Below are 21585 nucleotides of genomic sequence, written 5' to 3'. Positions count from 1 at the left end.
TCTTGGCTCTCAGTGGTCAAAGACCGTTCTTTTTGAGAATCTCCGGCGCATTCGCCTTGGTGATGGTTTCAGTGCCGAGAACGATCTTCTTTTCCACCTTTTCGCCCGCCAGAACTTTCAGCGCCTGGCGCAATCCTTCCGCTCCGGGTGTCGGGTAGAGGAACGTTGCGGCAAGCTCCCCCTTGTTGACCCACTGGACGCCTTCATTCGGCAGTCCGTCGACACCAAGGAACAGGATGTCCTTCTCGCGCCCCGCATCCTTGGCGGCGAGATAGGCACCATAAGCCATCGGATCATTGTGGCCGTAGACCAGCTTGATGTCCTCATGGTTGCGCAGAGCGGTTGCCATGATGTTGTAGGCCTGATCCTGCTTCCAGTCGCCGGACTGCTTGTCCAGGAGATAGGTGATGCCCTTCTCCGCGTCGGTGTATTTGTGGAAACCATTGCTGCGGTCATGGCTCGCCTGCGTGCCGAGGCCACCCCAGATTTCAACGACGGTGCCCTTGGCCTTGCCCTTGCCGCCGAGGAGTTCCACGGCATGTTGTCCCGCCGCTTCGCCGATCACCACATTGTCGCCGCCGATCCACTGGGTGAACTTGTCGGTATCGACGTTGCGGTCAAGCACGATCACCGGAATGCCGGCATCCATCGCCTTTTCCACGACACCGGTCAGGCCTGCGGATTCCTTGGGTGAAATCAGGATTGCATCCACTTCCTGCCGGATGAAGTTTTCAACGTCGGCCACCTGCTTTTCCGTCTTGTCCTGGCCATCGGCGACAAGCAGCTCAACATTCGGATGGTTCTTGGCTTCGGCAACCAGATCCTTGTTGAACTGGACGCGCCAGGGCTCGACGGTCGTGGTCTGGCTGAAGCCGATGACATACTTGTCCTTGGCCCATGCGCCCGGCATGTGCAGCGCCAGCGGCGCGATGAAGGCGGTTGCCATTGCCAGTCTGGCAAAATGTCTGCGTGTCAGTCTCATGCTATCCTCCCTGATAGTCCTTGTTGTTGGTTCAATCACCCTGCCCTTGCCGGTTTTCTGGCTTGCCGGGCACGGATTTCTTGGACGGCGTGGCTGTCATGAGCTGGGAGAGAAAAAACAGCCATCCGCTGGAGCGCCGCTCCTGCAGCAGCACCGCCACGATGATGATGATGCCCTTGAGCACCAGCTGCGTGTTGCTGTCGATATTGTTGAGCTGCAGGATATTGCTGAGAAAGCCGAAGATGAGGACGCCGACAAGGGTGCCAATCATCGAGCCGCGCCCGCCCATCAAGCTGGTGCCGCCGATCACCACGGCAGCAATGGCGTCGAGTTCAAGCCCCATGCCCGCATCGGGCTTTCCCTGCCTGTATTGCGCGACATAGAGAATGCCGGCCAGCGCGGCGAGATATCCCGATATGGCATAGACGCTGATCTTTACCCGCCAGACCGGCACACCGGCGAGCCGCGCCGCCTCTTCGTTGCCGCCGATGGCATAGATGTACCGTCCGAACTTGGTGTATTTCAGGATCACCCAGAACAGGAGAATGATACCGGCGAAAATCAGACCCGGCACCGGAATCAGCCCGAAAATGAGCGCGCGCAGGAATTCGAAATTCGCCGTCGCGTTGCTGCCGGTATAGACCGGCCAGACTGCCGTGTTCTGGCCCGCCGTCAGGCGGGCAATGCCCAGTCCTGCCACCATCATGGCAAGTGTCACGATGAACGGTTGCAGGCGGCCGCCGACGATGACCAGGCCGTTGACCATGCCGAGCATGAAACCGACGGCCGGAACCACCACGAGCACCAGCAGCACGCCGGCCTTTGCATCCGCGCCGGAGGCGACCCACCAGGCGGTCGCGGCCGCGGCGATCACAGCCACAAGGGCGATAATGCGGTTCAGGTGCGTCCGGTCATTTTCGGGCTCGCCAAACGAGCGGCCAGGTACCTTGGCAAGGAACAGCCCCGCCCCCAGCACAACAAGGAATGCCAGCACGAAAATGGCGGGAACGCCGATGGTATAGGCCGCCGACCAGCCCTCATTGGTCAGAAGCATGGCGCAGACGACGGAACCCAGCGCAAGCACGGACCCGACCGACAGGTCAATTCCGGCAATGAGGATCACCAGCGTCATGCCCACGGCAGTAATGCCGGTAACCGAAATCTGCCGGAAAACATCGGACAGATTGCCATAGGACAGGAAAATATTGTGCCCCTTGGACGAGATTGGCGATGAGAAAATGCCGACCAGAAAGAGCAGCACCAATCCCCAGTAGAGCTTGGTTGCATTCAGCAGGCGCTTGATCCGGCTAAGATTGCCTTGGGATGACTGCATTGTCTGCTCGCTCGTTCGTGTCATGCCGCGTCCTTTGTCAGAGCCGTGCCCAGGGGTGTCGCCAGTTCCATCACCTGTTCTTCGGAAAACGCTGTGCTCTCAAGAATGCCCGCCGCCCTGCCCTCGCACATCACGAGGATGCGGCTGGAGAGCGCAAGAAGTTCCGGCAATTCGGAACTCACCATGATCACCGCCACGCCGGACAAAGCGAGTTTTTTCAGGAGCTCGTAGATTTCATCCTTGGCGCCGACGTCGATCCCCCGGGTCGGTTCATCCAAGAGGACGACGCTGGGCCGGGTTTCCAGCCATTTGCCCAGCACGATCTTTTGCTGGTTGCCGCCGCTCAGCTGATCGATCTTCTGGTCCGGGCCATCGCAGCGCACGTGCATCGCTTTGATGATCCGGCCCGCCACGGGGTCCTCGCGCCGGCGGCTGATCCAGCCGAACGGCGCGAGCCACGGCAAGGACGGCAGAACGGCATTGGCCCGGATGTCCGCATTCATGAGAAGACCCGTTCCCTTGCGGTCTTCGGTGAGGAAGGCAATGCCCTTCGCCACCGACCGGCGTGGGGTCAGGGACGCGGCGGCAAGGCTGGTGCCGTTGCGGGTGATCGTGCCGGAGCGTTCTCCAGTCGCCGCGCCAAAAATCAGTTCGAGCACTTCAGTGCGCCCGGAACCGAGCAGCCCGCCGATCCCGAGAATTTCGCCGGCGTGGAGATCGAAGCTCACATCGTCGACGACATTGTGCATGCTGCCGCGCGAATTCGGGCGGCGTAGGGCGAGATTGCGCGCTTCAAGTACAATCGGCCTGCCCGATCGATCCGCCTTGGGTTCCGGTGCTGCCAGATCGCGCCCAACCATCATGCGGATGAGATCGCGCTCACTCACATCCTGGGCCCGGCGCGTTGCGATGAAGCTGCCGTCGCGCAACACGGTGATCTTGTCGGCAAGCGAGAATATTTCATTCATCCGATGGGAAATGTAGATGATGGCAACGCCGTTGCGGGCCAGTTCCCGCACAAAACTGGCCAGTCTCTGGGCTTCGGCCTCCGACAGCGCCGAGGTCGGCTCGTCCAGAACCAGCACGTCGGCATTCAGGGACAATGCGCGGGCAATCTCGACAAGCTGCTGCTCGCCGACGCGCAAATTCTCCACGTCGGCACGCGGATCGATATCGATGCCGAAACGGTCGAGCAGCTCTGCGCTCTTCGTCTCGATGCTCCTGCGATCAATGAACAGGCCGCCGATCAGCGGCTCGCGCCCGAGAAAAATATTCTCGGACACGCTGAGGCTTGGGATGAGGTTGAGTTCCTGGTGGATGATGGCGATGCCGTTGTGCTCGGCTTCCCGCGGCGAGGCAAAGTCGACCGCCCGCCCCCGGACAAGCATGTCACCGCCGCTGCGACGATGCACGCCGCTGAGGATTTTCACCAGCGTCGACTTGCCCGCACCGTTCTCCCCCATGATGGCATGAATCTCGCCCGGATAGATGTCGAGATCGATACTTCGCAGGGCAACAATATGAGCGAATGACTTGCTGATGCCGCGCATCGAGACGATCGGCAGCTGACTATCCAAAATGCTCCTCCCAAAACATTCTTTCAAGTTAATATGTAACATGTTAGATGTTATTGTGCAGGAGTCAAATGCTTCATTCGGAGAAATGGAATTCAGCCTCCTGCCATGCAACAGGGCCTACCGGGGAGCTTTGGACGTGCAATTGGGGTCAGGCGGCAAGAGTTTCAGGGAACAGAAGGTCATTGCGGTCACACGCAAGGACCAGGTCTATTCCATCCTGCGTCAGGCCATCATTTCATCGCAGCTGGCGCCCGGCGAAGCCATCCGCAAGGAACTGGTGGCGCTGCAGCTCGGCGTATCACGCACGCCGGTCAGCGATGCCATCAACCGCCTCGCCGACGAAGGCCTGGTGGAGATTTACCCGCAAACCGGCACTTTCGTTGCCCGGCTGCGCCTCGACAAGATCGAGACAGCCCAATTCGTGCGCATTGCCCTGGAAACGGCGGCCATCCGGCGGGCGGCGGAGCGCAGCTCGGCTGACATCGTGCAGCGCCTGCGCGATAATCTCGACCGGCAGCGCAAGGCGGCGGACTCCAAGGACTTTGAGGGGTTTTACGCGCTCGACGAGGAATTGCACGACATGATCTGCGATGCGGCGGGTTTGGTTGGATTGCGCGAAATTGCCGCCAAGGAGCGCAGCCAGATCGACCGCGTGCGGCGGCTGCTCCTGCACTACGAAACGCGCATGGTCGAAACGCTGAAAGAGCACCAGACTATTGTTGATGCCATTGCCGACAACAGCGTCGAGCGCGCGGCGGCGGCGATGGAAGAGCATATTTCGAAGATGGGCAAAATGCTGCTGCAGCTGCAGACCAAACGGCCGGAGCTGTTTGCCGATTAGCAAGCCGCCCCTCGCCGCGGCCTAGTCCGCATGCAGGTCACGCGGGATTGCCGGGCCGACCTCGAGATCGCGGAATTCCGCCGCAAAGCCGCCGCGCTGCGGCGAACAGGCCATGATACCGACCGACGCATCGTCTTTGGGAAATGGCGCGAGCCGCGCCAGCTGCCACGGCGCATCATTGATGGCATACTGGACCCGCACCGCATCATCATGGCGGGTCAGCCGGATGTGCACCGCGTCGTCGACACGGGCGCTGTGCAGGGGAATGACGGACCAATCGGATACGCGCTTGGTCACGACAACGCTGAAATGCATGAGGCCGTCGGTATATTCGATGCCGGTCTTGATCCAGGTCCGGGCGTCGATCCGCAGCATCAGACCAGCCTGGTCATAGAGTTCCCGGTAATCGCCGCGCACTGTCACGCGGGCGCTGAAATCACCGCTGACCGGCGTCAGATAGGCATGGCCGTTGTCGCGCTCGAAACCATAGAAGGTGTGCTGCCAGAAATCGGTGTTCTCAGCCGTCGCAAGCGTGAGCAGACGGGCTTCGCCGTGATGGGACGGCGGCGCATTGAGCCAGTTGAACGCATCAGTCATCACTCTCTCCACACGCGAATCCGGCCTGAAACGGCAGATGCGGTGTAGCAGATTGCGGCTGGCGCTGAAATCCATTGCAGCGATAGGTATGGTTACCAATTGGCACTGGTGGTGCACCGGAGCATCATGGCGAAAGTTCTTGATCCAGTGGTCGCCTTGGCCGCGCAGGTTTTGGCCATGCCGTAGGGGTACGTCAGGCTATGTGGGTGCAACAGATGGAAAGGCAATCAAGGTATTTTGCTCAGATTTGCAAATGTGATTGAAAACGGCGGACTTGCAGCGATGATTTTATTGATGACCAGCCGTTCTCATTTCAAAAATGGTCTTGCGGATAATGTCTATGCCAATGCTTTCTCACCATAAAAAGAGCGGCTGCAACACACTTGTTTTTCTTGCACTAGCAGCAATCATAATATCGGACTCGACGTTTAGAAACCACCCGCACATCCTATTGATACTAAAGTTACTATCAATACCATCAATAATTATTGCGTTTTCATGCATAAAAGATTCAACTTTTACCAATTCTTATAAAGTAATATTGAAATCCATCGTAGGCTCAACTCTGTTTAGCCTACTGTACTGTGGAGACGATACAGATTTCATTTCAGCAACACTCGTATTTTCCGGAGTTTTCGCGTGCTTTTCCATCGCGCTGTTAACGGTCAGACCAAAAGAATTGACTGACGAAAACCATAAATAATCGCACGCGCTTGCCGCTCTCAATCCTGAACCATGAGCAATGCTTTGGATTTGGCCTGGACTATTTCAACGACATTTATTTTGGCCGGGATTGAGGAGTTGATCAAGGCTTACCTCGTTGTCCTGTTCCGCGACACCAGGTTCCGCATACCGTCCTATTTCCTGTTTTTTGGTCTGGAGTGCGCTTTCAAGACGCCGGTGATTTATGATTACATGTTGGAACTTGGTGCCGATCCGGTGTTTGCTGTGCTTGGAACCTTGTCCGTCGTTGTCTCCTCAACCAGCTTTCACATTTTTACATCATTGGTTTATGCCAAAGCCAGATGGATTTATGCGGCAATTTTCTACTGCACAGTCATTCATTCCGCCGTCAACACGACGATGGATTATTTGCCCGCTATTCCCCTCAAAATCTACGCGTTCATCTGGTGGCCATATACATCAGTCGCGATAATCATTCTCTTTGCCTACTTTCATTTCGAACGATGGATAAACGTTGCGCGCTGCGATTGAGCGCGGGCGGCTGTAAGTATAGCTACGGATTGGCATCGGCGATGCATGGAAGTATCATCCATCCAATCAATGTACCCTGATAGAGGGTTTGCGCGAACTCCATGAATTGACAATCAAACAGCGTTTTTGACAACACTGCATTTATGAACACAATAAATCCATCGAGTAGATTTCATATTTCAACATATTGATTTTATTATTCAAATAAAGAGATTTTGATGCGCGAACTAACCGAGCATGAAATATCGTTCGTCGTTGGTGGAGGCGCTTTGGATCGCGACACCGGTTATTCCAAAGGCCAAACATCCAGTAACAGCAAAAGCTCAAGTGCTACGGGTAAAGGCATTGGCAAGGGGGCCGATGGCGGCTCCATCATGGACCATACCTATGAGGCATCGAGACTGCCGTCCAATAATCCGAAGGATAATCTCTTAAGTATATTGGCCAGGCCATCAAAAGTGCGTTCAAAGGCGGCGGTACGCCAGATTTTGGTGCCTACAACGCGATGGGCGACTATACCGGCGGTAGTGGCGACGGCAATGGCCCCAACCAAGGCGGAAACAGGTAGTGGCGGCAAAGGTCAATACCGGTCCCGCTAGCCTGAATATCTTAAAGCGCGGCATGGCCGCGCTTACCCCTCTCAATCCTGAACCATGAGCAATGCTTTGGATTTGGCCTGGGATATATCAACGACATTTATTTTGGCCGGGATTGAGGAGTTGATCAAGGCTTACCTCGTTGTCCTGTTCCGCGACACCAGGTTCCGCATACCGTCCTATTTCCTGTTTTTTGGCCTCGAATGTGTGTTCAAGACACCGGTGGTCTACGAGCACACTTTGGAACTTGGTGCCGGTCCGGTGTTTGCAGTGCTTGGAACCTTGTTCGTCGTTGTCTCCTCAACCAGCTTTCACATTTTTACATCATTGGTTTATGCCAAAGCCAGATGGATTTACGCGGCAATCTTCTACTGCACACTGGTGCATTTTGCGTCGAATTTTACTCTCTATCAGCTGCCGACCCTACCCCTATATTCTTATACGCTCGTGTTGTCCTTGCCATATACACTCGCCGAGGTGGTTCTTCTGTTTGGCTATTACTATTTTGAACGGCGCATAAGCATTGCCCCCCGTGAATGAGAGAGCAAACCTTGCGCTTTTCCGTCAGGAAGCCATCGACAGCCGTAAGCACAAATGGTTCGGGCGCCCGCAACTATTGCGCCCGATATCCGCAACAGTGGCAACGGGGTGTGCGGTGGTTGCGGTCGCAATGATCGGCATGTTCGTGGCATTTGGCGAATACACGCGCAGGGTCCGCCTCACCGGCACGGTGCAGACCAGCGTCGGCGTCGTGCGTTTGATTGCTCCGCAAGCCGGACGGGTTGTCGAAACCTCAGCCAGCGAGGGGCAGCCCGTGCATAAAGGCGACCGCCTGTATGTATTGAGCACCGATAGTACGACCTCCGATGGAAACACCTATGCCGCCATCATCGGCCAGATCCGCCTGCAGCGAAACGAACTGCAGGCGGAGATTGCGCGCCGCGTTGAACTGGACAAGGAACAAAGGGACAATCTGCAAAAGCAGGCGGATGCGCTCGAGCGGGAGATTGCCCAGGTTGCGGCACAGATATCCGTCACGGCCACCTATGCGGAAACCCTGAAGCAATTCGCCGACAGGCTGGAAGGCGTCGTTGAGAAAGGCATTGTTGCACAACGAGAATTTGAGGTGCGGCGGGAAAGTTACATGGGGCAGCGCGCACTGCTGGAAAACCTGCGCCGGGACACCATCCAGCTGCAGTCCAAATTGCAGGAGATCCGTTCCAAGCTCAGGGGCTTCGATCATGAGGCGGCGTCCGCCATCGGCGGGTTGCGGCGACAAATATCGGCTCTTGATCAACAGAGCGCAGATATGGAGCGCAACCGGGAAATATTGGTGACGGCGCCACAGGATGGCACGGTGACAGCCGTGCTTGTCCAGTCGGGGCAGACGGTTGGCGCAGGCACACCGCTTTTGTCCATATTGCCTGTATCGGGGCATCTGGAAGTTCACTTTTTTGCCTCAAGCGCGGCAATCGGTTTTATCAGACAGGGATCGCCTGTGCTTCTGCGCTATGCGCCGTTTCCCTATCAGAAATTCGGCCAGTATCCCGCGATCATTGCAGAGATTTCCCGCGTCGCGTTGCGCGCGGCGGACGGTGAAGGCATTGCCGGCGGGCAAATCGCGGGAAAACAGCCGCCCAGCGGCTTTTATCGGGTCACCGCCAAACCGGAACAGGACACCGTGCTTGCCTATGGCAAACGTGAACCATTGCAGGTCGGCATGGACGTCGAAGCCGATGTCTTTCTGGAAACAAGAAAGCTGTATGAATGGATATTGGAGCCGCTCTACAGCCTGAGCGGCAGCATTGGCGGCAGGCCGGGATCAAGCACAAGAAATGAATCCGGTGCTCAATAGGGTGTCATTCGGCTTCAGGCATCGCTTGCCGGTTATCCTGCAAACGGAAGTGGCCGAATGCGGGCTTGCCTGTCTCGCCATGATCTGTGGTTTTCACGGCAACCGAGTGGATATTGGCGCCCTTCGCCGCAGGCACGCGGCTTCCATCAAGGGCACGGCGCTCACATCCTTGATGCGCATTGCGACAAAGCTCGGGTTTGCCAGCAGGGCCATTCGTCTCGATGTTGCAGATTTTGCCGATCTGCGCTTGCCCTGCATTCTGCATTGGGATTTCTCCCACTTTGTCGTCCTGGCAAGGACAACGGCAAAGGGAATTGTCGTCCACGACCCTGCGCTCGGGCGACGCTCTCTCACGTTCGGCCAAGCCTCGGCCCATTTCACCGGCGTCGCGCTGGAGTTGTTGCCGACCGGCGGCTTTGCGAAAAAAGTCGAAAGAGAACGCATTCGCCTGAGCGATCTGTTCCGCAATGTCGCCGGCCTCAAGCGCGCGCTGACCCAGCTTTTTCTGCTGTCGCTCTGCCTGGAGGTTTTTGCGCTCGTCAGCCCGGTGGGTTCGCAAATCATTATCGATCAGGTTGTCGTCTCGGCCGATCACGATCTGCTCATCACCATCGCGATTGGCCTATGCCTGTTCCTGCTGCTCCAGACGATGATCGGGATTGCACGCGGCTGGGCCGGACTTGTCATGGGCACCAGTCTCAACCTGCAATGGACAACCGGACTGTTCGATCACCTGCTGCGCCTTCCCTTGTCCTATTTCGAAAAGCGTCATATCGGCGATGTCGTGTCGCGCTTTTCCTCGCTCGTTCCCATTCAGTCGGCGCTGACCACGGACATCGTTGCGGCTGTCCTCGATGTCATGGTTGTTGCGGGCTCGCTGAGCCTGATGCTGATCTATGGTGGCTGGCTGACATGGGTCGCTGTCGCCACGCTGGCGATCCAGACCCTCATTCGCGTTGTCTCCTACCCGGCCTATCGGGCAGCCAACGAGGCAGCCATCGTGCAGGGAGCCAAAGAGGATTCACACTTTCTGGAATCCATTCGGGGCATTGCCAGCCTCAAGGCGCTCGATCTGTTGGAACGACGGCGCGGCGCATGGCTTAACCTGATGGTCGAATCGATCAATGCGGACCTGCGCATCCGGAAACTCGATCTGGTTTTTGGTACGACAAGCGATCTGCTTGATGGTTTTGACCGCATCATCATGCTCTGGCTGGGAGCTTCGGCCGTCATGGACGGAGCCATGACCATCGGTATGCTCATTGCTTTCCTTGCCTACAAGGACCAGTTCACCGGGCGGGTGTCTGCGCTCATCGGTCTGGCCGTCCGGCTCAACATGCTCGGTATGCATGCCGAACGCCTTGCCGATATCGCCCTGAACACCCCCGAGGAGGCAACCGGCGCCGCGTGGGTCGAGCGGGACATGTCGCGGTTGCAGGGCAGATTGGAAGTCAGGGATTTGACCTTTTGTTATAGTGATGGTGACCCGCCTGTTCTGACGAATGTCAATCTCACCATCAATCCGGGAGAAATCATTGCTCTGACGGGTCCATCCGGCGCAGGCAAAACCACGCTCATGAAGCTCCTGGCGGGATTGCTGGTGATTCAGGACGGTCGTTTGTCGATCGATGGACAGGATATCAACCGCCTCGGCGCATCTTACTACCGCAAAGCGGTTGCTTGTGTTCTGCAGGATGACCGGCTTTTCGCCGGTACGATCGCCGAAAATATCTCCGCTTTCGATCCGGAACACGATAGCGAGCGGGTATGCCAATGCGCACGACTTGCGGCCATCGACGACGAGATAAACCGTATGCCTATGGCCTACGAGACACTCGTCGGCGATATGGGCAGCGCACTTTCCGGCGGCCAAAGACAGCGGATTTTTCTGGCGCGCGCGCTTTACCGCCAGCCAAAAATCCTGTTTCTCGACGAGGCGACCAGCCATCTTGACGAAGACAATGAGAAAAAGATCAACGGCGCACTGGCCAGCCTTGCCATAACGCGAATTATTGTGGCGCACCGGCAATCAAGCATCGCTCTTGCGCATAGAACAATCAGAATTCAGAACGGCATAATCGAGGAAGCCATATCCTGAAGCGCGATCACAAGAGATACGCTCTCACGAATGCAGTATTTGCGGGCGTTCGTCGGCTGGCGTGAAGCGGAACGGCTTTTGAAAATGTCCTCTCTCCGCCAAGACGTTCAGTTCGCGATTTGCCGCCATGACGGCCAACTCATCCACATCGCGCACACCGCTTTCGTAGATCGCAATGACAATCCGGGCGAGCTGGTTGCAGCGAGCGTGAGTTTTCGGGCAGCGATCGAGCATTTTGGAAGCCCGGTCATGGGCCTGCTGCATGATGTCCCAATCCGTCGTGGAGTGAATGCGTTGGTCCCTGCTTGAAAAAGGCATGACACACTCCCTGGATATGACTGAAAGTTTTTCAATGCCGCACTGCCGTGCCTGAGGCACGCCAAAATCGCGGACAAAACGAGTAGATTCCTCTTTGCGCCGGAACGCAAATCACACCCGACAATGCGGGTGATAACTATTTTGTGATAGGCATTTTGGGTTATAAACGCCAACCATTTTTTGTTGACCAGACCGCTCATGTTTTGTATGGCTCACTTGTTCCGGGGTCCATTGCTGGCGCAACCGAAATTTGCTCTGCAAGCCATACAAATCAAAGAGGTTTTTATGAAAATCAACTTTCCGACTTTTGCAAGTGCCGCGGCGCTCGCTGTTGCCTTGATCGCCGCGCCGGCGATGGCGCAGAACGCCGATGGCATCGTTGTTTATAATGCGCAGCATGAAAGCCTGACCAAGGCGTGGGCCGACGGTTTCACCAAGGAAACCGGCATCAAGGTGACGATCCGCAACGGCAAGGACATGGAACTGGCCAACCAGATCGTGCAGGAAGGCGCTGCTTCCCCGGCTGACGCATTCCTGACGGAAAATTCCCCGGGAGTGGTTCTGGTCGACAATGCCAAGCTGTTCGCACCGCTCGACAAGGCAGTCCTCGATCAGGTGCCGGCCAATTACCGCCCGGAACATGGCCGCTGGACCGGCGTTGCCGCCCGCTCCACCGTGTTCGCCTATGACAAGAACAAGCTGACGGAAGACAAGCTGCCGAAGTCGCTGCTCGACCTTGCCGATGCAAGCTGGAAGGGCCGCTGGGGCGCCGCACCGGCTGGCGCGGATTTCCAGGCGATCGTCAGCGCGCTTCTGGAACTCAAGGGCGAGGAAACCACAGCCAAGTGGTTGAAGGCACTCAAGGAAAATGCGACCGCCTATAAGGGCAACAGCGTTGCCATGAAGGCCGTCAATGCCGGAGAAATCGAAGGCGCGGTGATTTATCACTATTACTATTTCGGCGATAAGGCCAAAACCGGCGAAAACACCAAGAACGTGTCCCTGCACTACTTCAAGCATGAGGATCCGGGCGCATTCGTCAGCATTTCCGGCGGCGGTGTTCTGGCTTCGAGCAAGCACAAGGAAGATGCCCAGGCGTTCCTGAAGTGGGTCACCGGCAAGGCTGGCCAGGCAATCTTGAAGGATGGTGATTCCTTCGAATATGCCGTTGGCAAGGATGCGGCATCCAATGCCGCTCTGGTGCCTCTGGCCGATCTGCAGGCGCCGAAGGTCGAACCTTCGAAGCTGAACAGCAAGAAGGTAACGGACCTGATGACGGCAGCGGGCCTGCTGTAACCACAATGCCGGTTAGCCGGCAATGAAATAACTCTGGACACCTCCTGCACAGACATTTGATCTTGCAGGGGGTGTTGTTCGATTCCCCTTCGGGTATGAAGGCCAATCTGGCCGCCGGCGGGTGTTCGTGCATATGAAAGCAAATGTGAATTGTTGTCTACCGGATCAATAAACCGCCAACGTCCCGATGCAGCTGCTGCGCAGCTGGCCTTGGTCCCGCATCATGCCGTGCGTCGCCTGCCGTTTTTATCCGTTTTCGGCCTCGCCGGGCTTGTTGCCCTGCTCAGCCTTCTGCCGCTCGGTTTCGTCATCTGGGTGACCATCCAGACCGGGTGGGATATGGTGGTCACCCTGGTGTTCCGCGCCCGCGTCGGCGAACTCCTGATCAATACGGTGCTGCTGGAAGTCTGGACAATCCCGCTTTCCATCGTTCTGGCGGTCAGCCTTGCCTGGCTGACCGAGCGCACCGACCTGCCTGGCGCCCGCCTGTGGGCGTGGCTGGCGGTTGCGCCGCTTGCGGTCCCGGCATTTGTCCACAGCTATGCCTGGATCAGCATGGCCCCCAGCCTGCATGGCCTGTTCGGCGGCGTGCTGGTTTCCGTTCTGGCTTATTTCCCGTTTCTCTATCTTCCGGTCGCAGCACAGATGCGGCGCGTCGATCCGGCCATGGAAGATGTCGGCGCGTCGCTTGGCCTCGGTCCGTGGCGGGTCTTCTTCCGGGTGCTCCTGCCGCAGCTGCGTTTTGCCATTTGCGGCGGCTCCCTGCTGATCGGCCTGCATCTTCTGGCGGAATACGGCCTTTTCGTCATGATCCGCTTCGATACCTTCGCGACAGCCATCGTTGACCAGTTCCAGTCGACCTTCAACGGTCCTGCCGCCAATATGCTGGCCGGCGTGCTGGTGCTGTGCTGCGCCGGCTTGCTGGCGCTTGAAGCTTTGATCCGCGGCAATGAACGTTATGCGCGTGTCGGCTCGGGATCGGCGCGCCCGATCACAAAATACCGGCTGGGCTGGCTTGCCCTGCCCTGCCTGCTCATTCCGCTGGCAACCACGGCGCTGGCGCTGGGCGTTCCATTCGTCACCCTTGGCCGCTGGCTGATTGCCGGCGGCACGTCGGTGTGGAAGCTGAACGAAATCGGCACTGCCTTCGGGACAACACTGCTGCTGGCTGTTGCCGGGGCCTTGCTGGCCACCGTCGCAGCGACGCCCATGGCTTGGCTTTCGGTGCGGGCTCCCAGCCGCATGCAGCGGGCCCTCGAGGCCTGCCATTATTATGTCGGCTCCCTGCCCGGGGTCGTGGTCGCGCTGGCGCTTGTCACCATCACGGTGCGTGTTGTCCTGCCGCTTTACCAGACCGCCGCGACGCTGCTGCTCGCCTACGGTCTGCTTTTCCTGCCGCGCGCCCTCGTCGGACTGCGGGCCAGCATCGCGCAGGCGCCTGTCGAACTGGAGCGGGCCGCCATGGCGCTTGGGCGCACGCCGGTGCAGGCGGTCACGCGCATTACCATGCGGCTGGCTGCGCCCGGCGCCGCCGCCAGCGTCGCATTGGTGGCGCTCGGCATTACCAATGAATTGACGGCCACGCTGATGCTTGCGCCCAATGGCACGCGAACATTGGCGACGGAATTCTGGTCGTTGACCAGCGAGATTGATTATGCGGCGGCCGCGCCCTATGCACTGATGATGGTGGTGCTGTCCCTGCCCCTCACGCTCCTGCTGCATGCCCAATCGAAACGGATTATTGGACGATGACCTTTCTCGACATTCGCGGTGTAACAAAACGATACGGTGTCACCACCGCCGTCGATGACGTCACGCTGTCAGTCGCAGCAGGCAGCCGTACGGCGGTTGTCGGACCATCGGGATCGGGCAAGACCACCCTGCTGCGCCTCATCGGCGGGTTTGAAGCCCCGGACAGCGGCCAGGTGACACTGAATGGCGACGTATTGGCCGAGGGTGCGGCGATCGTTCCGGCGCATCGCCGCAGTGTCGGGTTCGTGACGCAGGATGGCTCGCTTTTCCCGCACCTGACCGTCGCCGACAATATCGGCTTTGGCCTGGACAAGCGCAGTCCCGACCGCAGCCAGCGCATCCTTGCCCTCATGGATATGGTCGAGCTCGACCCCATCATGCTGAACCGCCGGCCGCATCAGCTTTCCGGCGGACAGCAGCAACGGGTCTCGCTTGCCCGAGCTTTGGCACGCCAGCCCAAGCTGATGCTGCTGGACGAGCCGTTTTCCGCGCTCGACACCGGTCTGCGCGAAAACATGCGCAAGGCTGTTGCCGCGGTTCTGAAAAAAGCCGGCATTACCACCATTCTGGTCACCCACGATCAGGCGGAAGCCCTGTCCTTTGCCGATCAGGTCGCCGTGATGCGGCAGGGCAAACTGGTTCAGGCCGGTCCGCCGCGCTCGCTCTATCTGAACCCGTCCGACCGCACGACGGCCTCGTTTCTCGGCGATGCAATTCTGCTGCCGGCGCAGATCGGCAACGGCTGGATCGATTGCGCCTTTGGCCGGTTGAAGGCGCAGACAGCCGAACGGCTGGGCACAGCGGAAATCATGCTGCGCCCCGAACAGCTGAAACTAGTCTCCGTCACCGAGAGCGACGCCGTAGCCGCCCCTGACGAGAATGCCGGTTATGGCAGGGTCGTTGACATCGAATTTGGCGGGGCGGTGTGCACGGTGACGCTTGCCATCATGGGAGATCACGGTTCCTGCAATGGCCAGAGGGCCGCGCCGGTGCAGATAAAGTGTTCCGCGGTCAATCTTCCTGCAACCGGGGATCATGTGCGCATTGAAGTCCTTGGCGAGCCGCATATATTTGCCTGATGCGGTTGCTGTTCCGGAATCGGAAAGCGCAACTGCTTAAACAAGCATGCTCCCGGAAGGAACACCCATGCCGCTTTCCATGTACCAGATTTCAGTCCCGGTCTTTATCCGCGGGTTTTCGATCGTTTCGGCGCTGATTGCCAAGGCCGAAGCCTATGCGCAGGAAAAGAAGATTGACCCTTCCGTGCTTGTCAGCGCGCGCCTGGCCCCCGACATGCTGCCCTTTTCGGGGCAGATCCAACGGGCCAGTGACACCTCCAAGGCGACGATTGCCCGCCTGACCGATGTCAAAGTGCCAAGCTTTCCCGACGATGAAGTGAGCTTTGCCGATCTGAAGGCGCGGATAGACAAGACCGTGGCCTTTCTGGAAGGCTTGGACACATCAGTGCTCGATGACAGCGAAGGCCGCGAGGTTACCCTGAGCTTTGGTCCGCACAAGGCGCATCTGGGCGGCCATGACTACATGCTGCAGTTCGCGTTGCCGAACTTCTTTTTCCACGTCACGACCGCCCATGACATCCTGCGGCACAATGGGGTTCCCATCGGCAAGCTGGATTATCTGGGCGCCTACAGCAACTAGGGTCAGAACCCTTGGAGTAAAAAGCCGTTAGCGCTGTCTTGCCTTGCGGGCAGCGTAGCGGCGATCGCGTTCCGCCTTGCGCTCGGCCTCATCGGCGATGACGCGGGCGATCCGGTTGCTTGACTCGGCCTGAAGCGCCTTAGCAGCGGCTTCTGCTGCCTCTGCCACGGCTGCGGCTTCCGCAAGCTGGCGGTCCCGCTCTTCCTGCTTTACGCGCTCACGCTCTGCCTGCCGTGCCGCACGTGCCGCCGCAATGGCTTCCCGTTCTGCGCGTTTTGCCTGCACCTCCGGGTCGGTCGGCTTGGGTGCTTTTTCGAACTTTTTGAGAAGCAGTTGCTTGGCCTCGGCCGCCGCTTTGCGGCGATCAGCGAATTCATTGAGATGTTTCAAACCGGGGTAGTCCTTGTATGGGTCATTTTGGATCTGCCGGAGGCGCGCCCGGCACCTGCCGTTCACGCTACAACGCACCGCATCGCGCGGCGCCGCAGACAGAGTTCCTGTAACCTACCCGGCGCGCCGTGACAATGAAAGCCCCGTCTAAAGACCAATTGAATTATCAAGATTTCCGGCTCATTGTAATATCTGGTGTCGATTGGCAAAAAGAACGTGAAAACCTTCGGGTCACGCACCATATCTCTGGAAACGATCAGGCGTCGCAATCTGGCACCACGGACGGACGCCCATGGGAGAGCAACATGGCTCACTTTGAATATCAATTGCATGCCTTTGATCTTGATAGCAAATTTGGTTTTGCCGACGGCAATATGTTTGGCGCGCTGCTGCGCGAAAAACTCGGCAAGCTGGCACCCAACAAGCGCGAGGTGCTGGTCGAATGCGTCAAACGCTTCCTGCTGCCGGCCATTCCGCGCCGGGTACAGACAATGATTGTTGCCAAGGGCCATAACCCGATCCGGCTGGTTGCGGGCGAAACCATCGACGATGTCGAAGATGTCACGGTGGGCATCCGCGAAAAGGATGTGCTGCAGATTGCCCGCGAGCTTCTGCGCCGCGTCAAGTCTTAGGCCGGTTCACTCCGGCCGCAGATCAAGTGTCCACGTCTGTCCAACGAGGTCGTGGCCGAAAGAATGGTGCCGTTCTTCCTCCATGAGCTTGAATCCGGCTTCCTGATAAATGCGCCGGGCCGAAAGCAGAAAGTCGTTTGTCCAGAGGGTAAGCTTGTGATAGCCGACCGCCCGCGCCCGCTCGATGCAGGCGGCAACAAGCGCCGAGCCGATGCCCAATCCCCGCGCTGACGGTTCCACATAGAGCATGCGCAATTTGCCGACCTGCGGGTCGTCCGTACGCATGAGAAAGACCGACCCGGCAATTTCACCATTCCGGTCGGCAATCCACGCCTGCTCCCGTGCCGGATCGAAGTTTGCGATGAACCCGGACATGATGCCGGCGATCAGACCTTCAAACGTCCAATCCAGATTGTATTCCTTGTTGTAAAGATAGGCCTGCCTGTGAACGACCAGGCCAAGATCACCTGCCCTGGGAGTCCGCAAGATGTAGGCCGGAGCCGGGCTGACCGTTTCGGATCGATGATTGTCCAGTATGGAGCGGATCTCGCGCATGGATTGGGTCAAGCGGCTGACACGGGCTGAATCGAGCGGCGCAAGCACCGCATTGGCCCTGTCGATTGCGCTTCGGTCCAACGCTGCGAAGGCAGCCTGCCCCTCCGGCGTCAGCGAGAGGATACGCAGCTTGGCATGATCGGTGCTGACCGTGCTGCTGACAAGCTGGCGCGCTTTGAACCGCGCCAGTATCCGGCTGATCTGCGCGGTGTCCATATCGAGTATCCGCGAGAGGTCGGCAGCCGTTTTGACGGTGTCATTACTGGCAAGCTCATAGAGAATGCGCGCTTCGGGAAGCGAAAACGGACTGTCGGTCAGATGCTCATCCAAGAGGCCGATAATGTGGGTGTAGAAGCGATTGAACGTGCGTATTTCTGCGACCGGTTCCGACATCGGCCCATTCCTTTGCTGTTGACTGGCTTGAGTATTGACTCAGTCAACATTAAAAGGCAAGCGGTTGTCGGCACAAACGGAAAGTGCCCGCGAACGGGCACCTTCATTGCCGGCGTGACCGGTCAATCAGTCAACGGCGACCATGACGTCGGAAGCCTTGACGACGGCATAGGCACTGTCGCCAACCTTCAGCTGCAACTCGTCAACGGCTTCGTTGGTGATTGATGCCGTGACGATTGAACCGCCGACATCGATGCGGACATGGGCCGTCGTTGCCCCCTTTGTCACTTCGACAACTGTCCCTTTCAGCCGATTGCGTGCACTGATCTTCATGGCGTTTCTCCTGTTGTTTGCCGCACTTTAGACGGGCGAATGCTGTTTACAAGAAGCAAAAGAAAAAGGCCCGGAAAACCGGGCCTTTTCTGCGTTTTCCCGAGGAAATCTATCGTCCGGCGTGTGCCTTGCCTTCCCGGTCAAGCGCGCTGAATTCCTCATCGGAGAGGCTGATCCTCGCGGCATCGACGTTTTCCTCAAGGTGCCTGACCTTGGATGTTCCCGGTATGGGCAAAATGACCGGGCTGCGCTTGAGCACCCATGCCAGGGCGATCTGGCCCGGCGTCGCCTTGTGATGGGCAGCGATGGTGTCCAGCAACGAGCCTGGCTTTGCCAGATCTCCGGCAGCCAGCGGGAACCAGGGTATGAAGCCGATTCCGTTCTGCGTGCAGTAATCCACGACATCCTCGCTTGCGCGATCAACGAGATTGTAGCGGTTCTGCACGGTCGCCACCTTGAAGAATTTCGAAGCGGCCTTGATCTCTTCAACGGACACCTCGCTCAGTCCGGCGTGGCGGATCACACCCGCGTCGAGCAGCGATTTCACAGCGCCGAACTGCTCGTCACGCGGCACTTTCGAGTCGATCCGGTGCAATTGCCAGAGACCGATCTGATCAACACCAAGCTGCCGAAGGCTCTTATGCGCCTCGTCGATCAGGTATTTCGGATCACCCTTCGGCGTCCAACGGTCCGGCCCCTCGCGCGTAAGGCCAGCCTTGGTGGCAACGAGAATGTTGCCATAGGGATGAAGGGCTTCCTTGATCAGAAGTTCTGAAACATCCGGACCATAGGAATTTGCTGTATCGATGAAATTCACGCCAAGGTCCGGCAGGCGCTGCAACGTGCGGATGGCTTCCGGCTTGTCGGCGGGCTCCCCCCAGATACCACGGCCAGTGATGCGCATGGCGCCAAAGCCAAGACGATTGATTTCGATATCGCCGCCAATTCTGAATGTACCGGATTGGGATGCAATGGATTGGGACATTGTCACAGTTCTTTCGTTTGAATTGGAGTATTCGATGAAAGTCGGGAACGTCTGTTGCGCATGGAACGCGCGCAAGATCGTGAACGCACGCCACGGTGCGTCCTTGATACATATAGACCGCAATGGCCAAAGTTTAAGGCTTGAAGAAGCGCCCGCCCTCGTTACTCGTCACGAGATCGGCCAACGATTGCCATCGGCCGACACCCGAACGGCTTTATTCTAATTGAAATAAAAGGCGTAAGAGGCGAAATTTCCTTCGAAGATCGCCGTGATCTGGTTCCATTCGCCGCTGCTCATCGCCGGGCCGTCCTCAAGATACGGCACGGCAGCCGGACCGGTGAGCCAGAGGATGAAATCAAACGGCTTTGGATCGTCAAAAACCTTGGCCAGATTGATGCCTTTGTCAAAGCGCCAATGGGGAATGAGGATCTTGCCGTCAAGGGCCGCCTCGAATTGCGACAATACCGCGAGCCAGGCCTGGATGCGCTCCTGCGTGACATTGAAGGATGGCAGCACGCCGCTCTTCTGCTTCGGGCCGGGCAACCACTCGTGGTCGTCGTCGGTTTCCTTGTCGATGAGAGCCCAGGTTTCCCGGTTGAGTGCAATGACCTTCTTCAGGTGAATGCGCACATCGCTCCACATCGCCGTGTCGGCAACCGGCCAGCGAATGGTGTGAATGAGGGTTATGAAATCGGCGATGTCATCGGCCTGTGCCTTGTTCACTCCGAACATCGTATATTCGTCCGCGCCTCTGCCGTTGACCGCCGACATGGTCGAGACAGCGCGGGGAAACACCACGCTGAAGCTGCTGTTCCAGCTTTCGGAAAAATCATGGGAAAGCCATGCCTTGGCGACGGCCATCAGCAGATTGTCATAGCCTTGTAGCCATTTCGCATCGGCGGTGTCGAAACCGACAATGAAAGGCAGGGGATCGCCGTTTTCATTGGTATCCGAAATGGCACGGCCGATATGATCTTCCGGTCCAACCTTGCCGTCGCCATTCCAGTCAAACCGGGCAACGGAAAGATCGACCTTCAGCTTTGCCGGCTTGTCGCCAACGGCGGCAAGTGCCTTGTCGGCAGAATCGAGATCGGCAATGAACGTTGCGAGAATACCGCGGAACTGCTCATAGGTGATGGGTTCCGGATTGCCGTTTCTGGCGATTTGGCTGGCGCCCAGCCCCAGATACAATTCATAGCCATCCGATTTCGAACCAAATCCATGTTTGAAAAGCGATTGCGCCAGCTTTTCGAACGCGCGGGCGGTGCGCACAAGGCCCAGCCCCAGCTGCGCATCGGCATTGTTTGTCGCTTTCGCCGCCAAGGCCAGCAGTTGCTCGTCGGCCTCGCCGATACGGCCATTGGCGAGATATTTCTGGAACAGCTCGGTCGCGGCATTGTCCGCCCGCGCTGCTGCTGAAAAAGCGAAGCAGGCAAAACTTGCCGCCATGATCAGGGAAATGAGTTTTTTCACGCAGATTTTCCGTTGTTGATGACATCGAACAGCGGATTGATAGGCCGGCGGAAAGCAAAAGTCTGTAAAATACAATCTTGTGGTGTGCTTATTCACCTATAGATTGCAACTATCAGCGCGGCTGATCGTCGTCCCTGGCAAAAAATGCCGTCTTTTCTGCCTCCGATTGCAGCACTTCCTGAGCCCGGTCAAGCGCGCGCATGGCAGCAAAAAGCACCTCCCGGTCATGCTGGTGCGCCTCGAACAGCGCAACAAAGGCCGGGTTGGTGATTTCATGCGGTTTTGGTGCAGCTTTGGCCCGGTTCAAGCTGTCATCAGCGGTGCGCCTGGCCTTCTCCACGTGATGTCTGGCCGCATCAACATCCGACAAGCTCTTGAAATACTGGCTCATTGTGCGCTTTACCGCTTTCGATGAACGCCCGGCTGCGCTGGAGAGCAAAGCCTGCCTGCTTTGCTCTTCCAACGTATTCTTGCCGGCGCGGCCGGCAGATTTGCTGTTCAGGTCGGACACGTTTTTCATGGGCCATTCTTTGACGATTGGCCACAGCATAGGGCATGGCATCCCAAGCTGAAACGAAAGCACGGTTAAAACTCCCGTCAAAACGGGCACCGGATTCCGGTTCTGCCACCTGTGCTAGAACCAGATTGCGCTTTGCCCGTCTCCCAACTCTGTGGGAGGCGTCTGTCGATTCGCCACGCGCCTGT

22 protein-coding genes are annotated in these 21585 nt (G+C 57.8%); 11 read left to right on the top strand and 11 right to left on the bottom strand.

The features are described 5' to 3' along the window. Positions 1-16: 16 nt before the first annotated feature. From ACIQWS_RS07885 to ACIQWS_RS07875, 3 genes are all read right to left on the bottom strand, one after another. Positions 17-946, bottom strand: a complete 930-nt coding sequence (locus ACIQWS_RS07885) for a substrate-binding domain-containing protein (RefSeq protein WP_223615208.1) — start codon at positions 944-946, stop codon at positions 17-19. A 67-nt stretch (positions 947-1013) separates the two neighbouring features. Further along, positions 1014-2339, bottom strand: a complete 1326-nt coding sequence (locus tag ACIQWS_RS07880) for an ABC transporter permease (protein WP_403174234.1) — start codon at positions 2337-2339, stop codon at positions 1014-1016. Beyond that, positions 2336-3892 carry a sugar ABC transporter ATP-binding protein gene (locus ACIQWS_RS07875; protein ID WP_403174225.1) on the bottom strand — a complete coding sequence of 519 codons (1557 nt, stop codon included), beginning with the start codon at positions 3890-3892 and terminating at the stop codon, positions 2336-2338. Before ACIQWS_RS07875 ends, ACIQWS_RS07880 begins: the two co-directional genes overlap by 4 nt. Before the next feature lie 136 nt (positions 3893-4028). On the opposite strand from ACIQWS_RS07875, the gene ACIQWS_RS07870 reads away from it, so the two are divergent. Further along, a complete protein-coding gene (locus ACIQWS_RS07870) occupies positions 4029-4733 on the top strand; it encodes a GntR family transcriptional regulator (protein WP_403174214.1) in 705 nt (234 codons plus the stop codon). A 21-nt stretch (positions 4734-4754) separates the two neighbouring features. Here ACIQWS_RS07870 and ACIQWS_RS07865 read toward each other — a convergent pair whose 3' ends face one another. Then, a complete protein-coding gene (locus ACIQWS_RS07865) occupies positions 4755-5330 on the bottom strand; it encodes a DUF1349 domain-containing protein (protein ID WP_346306171.1) in 576 nt (191 codons plus the stop codon). 735 nt (positions 5331-6065) lie between these two features. Here ACIQWS_RS07865 and ACIQWS_RS07860 point away from each other — a divergent pair. The 5 genes from ACIQWS_RS07860 to ACIQWS_RS07840 all read left to right on the top strand — a co-directional run bounded on the left by ACIQWS_RS07860 (position 6066) and on the right by ACIQWS_RS07840 (position 11094). After that, positions 6066-6545, top strand: coding sequence for a hypothetical protein (locus ACIQWS_RS07860; RefSeq protein ID WP_403174208.1), 480 nt, complete (start codon positions 6066-6068; stop codon positions 6543-6545). Positions 6546-6763: 218 nt separating this feature from the next. Beyond that, entirely contained in the window at positions 6764-7144 is a 381-nt protein-coding gene (locus tag ACIQWS_RS07855) for a hypothetical protein (protein ID WP_403174204.1), read from the top strand. A 54-nt stretch (positions 7145-7198) separates the two neighbouring features. Continuing rightward, a complete protein-coding gene (locus ACIQWS_RS07850) occupies positions 7199-7681 on the top strand; it encodes a hypothetical protein (RefSeq protein WP_403174200.1) in 483 nt (160 codons plus the stop codon). Then, positions 7674-8996 carry an HlyD family secretion protein gene (locus tag ACIQWS_RS07845; protein ID WP_403174198.1) on the top strand — a complete coding sequence of 441 codons (1323 nt, stop codon included), beginning with the start codon at positions 7674-7676 and terminating at the stop codon, positions 8994-8996. Before ACIQWS_RS07850 ends, ACIQWS_RS07845 begins: the two co-directional genes overlap by 8 nt. Then, positions 8977-11094 carry a peptidase domain-containing ABC transporter gene (locus tag ACIQWS_RS07840; RefSeq protein WP_403174187.1) on the top strand — a complete coding sequence of 706 codons (2118 nt, stop codon included), beginning with the start codon at positions 8977-8979 and terminating at the stop codon, positions 11092-11094. Before ACIQWS_RS07845 ends, ACIQWS_RS07840 begins: the two co-directional genes overlap by 20 nt. 24 nt (positions 11095-11118) lie before the next feature. Here the strand turns inward: ACIQWS_RS07840 and ACIQWS_RS07835 are convergent, their stop codons facing one another. Next, positions 11119-11358, bottom strand: coding sequence for a hypothetical protein (locus ACIQWS_RS07835; RefSeq protein ID WP_346306177.1), 240 nt, complete (start codon positions 11356-11358; stop codon positions 11119-11121). Positions 11359-11697: 339 nt separating this feature from the next. Here ACIQWS_RS07835 and ACIQWS_RS07830 point away from each other — a divergent pair, with 339 nt between their 5' ends. From ACIQWS_RS07830 to ACIQWS_RS07815, 4 genes are all read left to right on the top strand, one after another. Further along, positions 11698-12708, top strand: a complete 1011-nt coding sequence (locus tag ACIQWS_RS07830; RefSeq protein ID WP_346306178.1) for an iron ABC transporter substrate-binding protein — start codon at positions 11698-11700, stop codon at positions 12706-12708. A 210-nt stretch (positions 12709-12918) separates the two neighbouring features. Next, the gene (locus ACIQWS_RS07825) at positions 12919-14460 is read left to right on the top strand and encodes an ABC transporter permease (protein ID WP_403174177.1); all 1542 of its coding nucleotides are present in this window, start codon (positions 12919-12921) and stop codon (positions 14458-14460) included. After that, positions 14457-15539 (top strand): ABC transporter ATP-binding protein, encoded by a 1083-nt coding sequence (locus ACIQWS_RS07820; protein WP_346306179.1) that lies wholly within the window; start codon positions 14457-14459, stop codon positions 15537-15539. Before ACIQWS_RS07825 ends, ACIQWS_RS07820 begins: the two co-directional genes overlap by 4 nt. Before the next feature lie 67 nt (positions 15540-15606). Then, entirely contained in the window at positions 15607-16119 is a 513-nt protein-coding gene (locus ACIQWS_RS07815) for a DUF1993 domain-containing protein (protein ID WP_346306180.1), read from the top strand. Between the two features lie 27 nt (positions 16120-16146). Here the strand turns inward: ACIQWS_RS07815 and ACIQWS_RS07810 are convergent, their stop codons facing one another. Continuing rightward, complete coding sequence (locus ACIQWS_RS07810; protein WP_403174163.1) at positions 16147-16509, bottom strand: DUF6481 family protein; 363 nt, start codon at positions 16507-16509, stop codon at positions 16147-16149. A 305-nt stretch (positions 16510-16814) separates the two neighbouring features. Here ACIQWS_RS07810 and ACIQWS_RS07805 point away from each other — a divergent pair, with 305 nt between their 5' ends. After that, positions 16815-17141 carry a hypothetical protein gene (locus ACIQWS_RS07805; protein ID WP_288193780.1) on the top strand — a complete coding sequence of 109 codons (327 nt, stop codon included), beginning with the start codon at positions 16815-16817 and terminating at the stop codon, positions 17139-17141. Positions 17142-17147: 6 nt separating this feature from the next. On the opposite strand, the gene ACIQWS_RS07800 is transcribed toward ACIQWS_RS07805, so the two are convergent. The 5 genes from ACIQWS_RS07800 to ACIQWS_RS07780 form a co-directional block, all read right to left on the bottom strand. Continuing rightward, positions 17148-18089 (bottom strand): GNAT family N-acetyltransferase, encoded by a 942-nt coding sequence (locus ACIQWS_RS07800; RefSeq protein WP_403174151.1) that lies wholly within the window; start codon positions 18087-18089, stop codon positions 17148-17150. A 126-nt stretch (positions 18090-18215) separates the two neighbouring features. Beyond that, the gene (locus ACIQWS_RS07795; protein WP_223614977.1) at positions 18216-18422 is read right to left on the bottom strand and encodes a molybdopterin-binding protein; all 207 of its coding nucleotides are present in this window, start codon (positions 18420-18422) and stop codon (positions 18216-18218) included. A 109-nt stretch (positions 18423-18531) separates the two neighbouring features. After that, the gene (locus ACIQWS_RS07790; RefSeq protein ID WP_403174142.1) at positions 18532-19407 is read right to left on the bottom strand and encodes an aldo/keto reductase; all 876 of its coding nucleotides are present in this window, start codon (positions 19405-19407) and stop codon (positions 18532-18534) included. A 219-nt stretch (positions 19408-19626) separates the two neighbouring features. Beyond that, on the bottom strand, positions 19627-20880 hold the full coding sequence (locus tag ACIQWS_RS07785; RefSeq protein ID WP_403174136.1) for a hypothetical protein: 1254 nt from the start codon (positions 20878-20880) through the stop codon (positions 19627-19629). 112 nt (positions 20881-20992) lie between these two features. After that, positions 20993-21490, bottom strand: a complete 498-nt coding sequence (locus tag ACIQWS_RS07780) for a hypothetical protein (protein WP_403174134.1) — start codon at positions 21488-21490, stop codon at positions 20993-20995. Positions 21491-21585: the final 95 nt, after the last annotated feature.

The organism is Phyllobacterium sp. NPDC097923 (genome assembly GCF_044760925.1).
Classification (GTDB): domain Bacteria; phylum Pseudomonadota; class Alphaproteobacteria; order Rhizobiales; family Rhizobiaceae; genus Phyllobacterium; species Phyllobacterium calauticae.
Note: the sequence above shows the minus strand (reverse complement) of the source record. Positions and strands in the feature narration are given on the sequence as shown.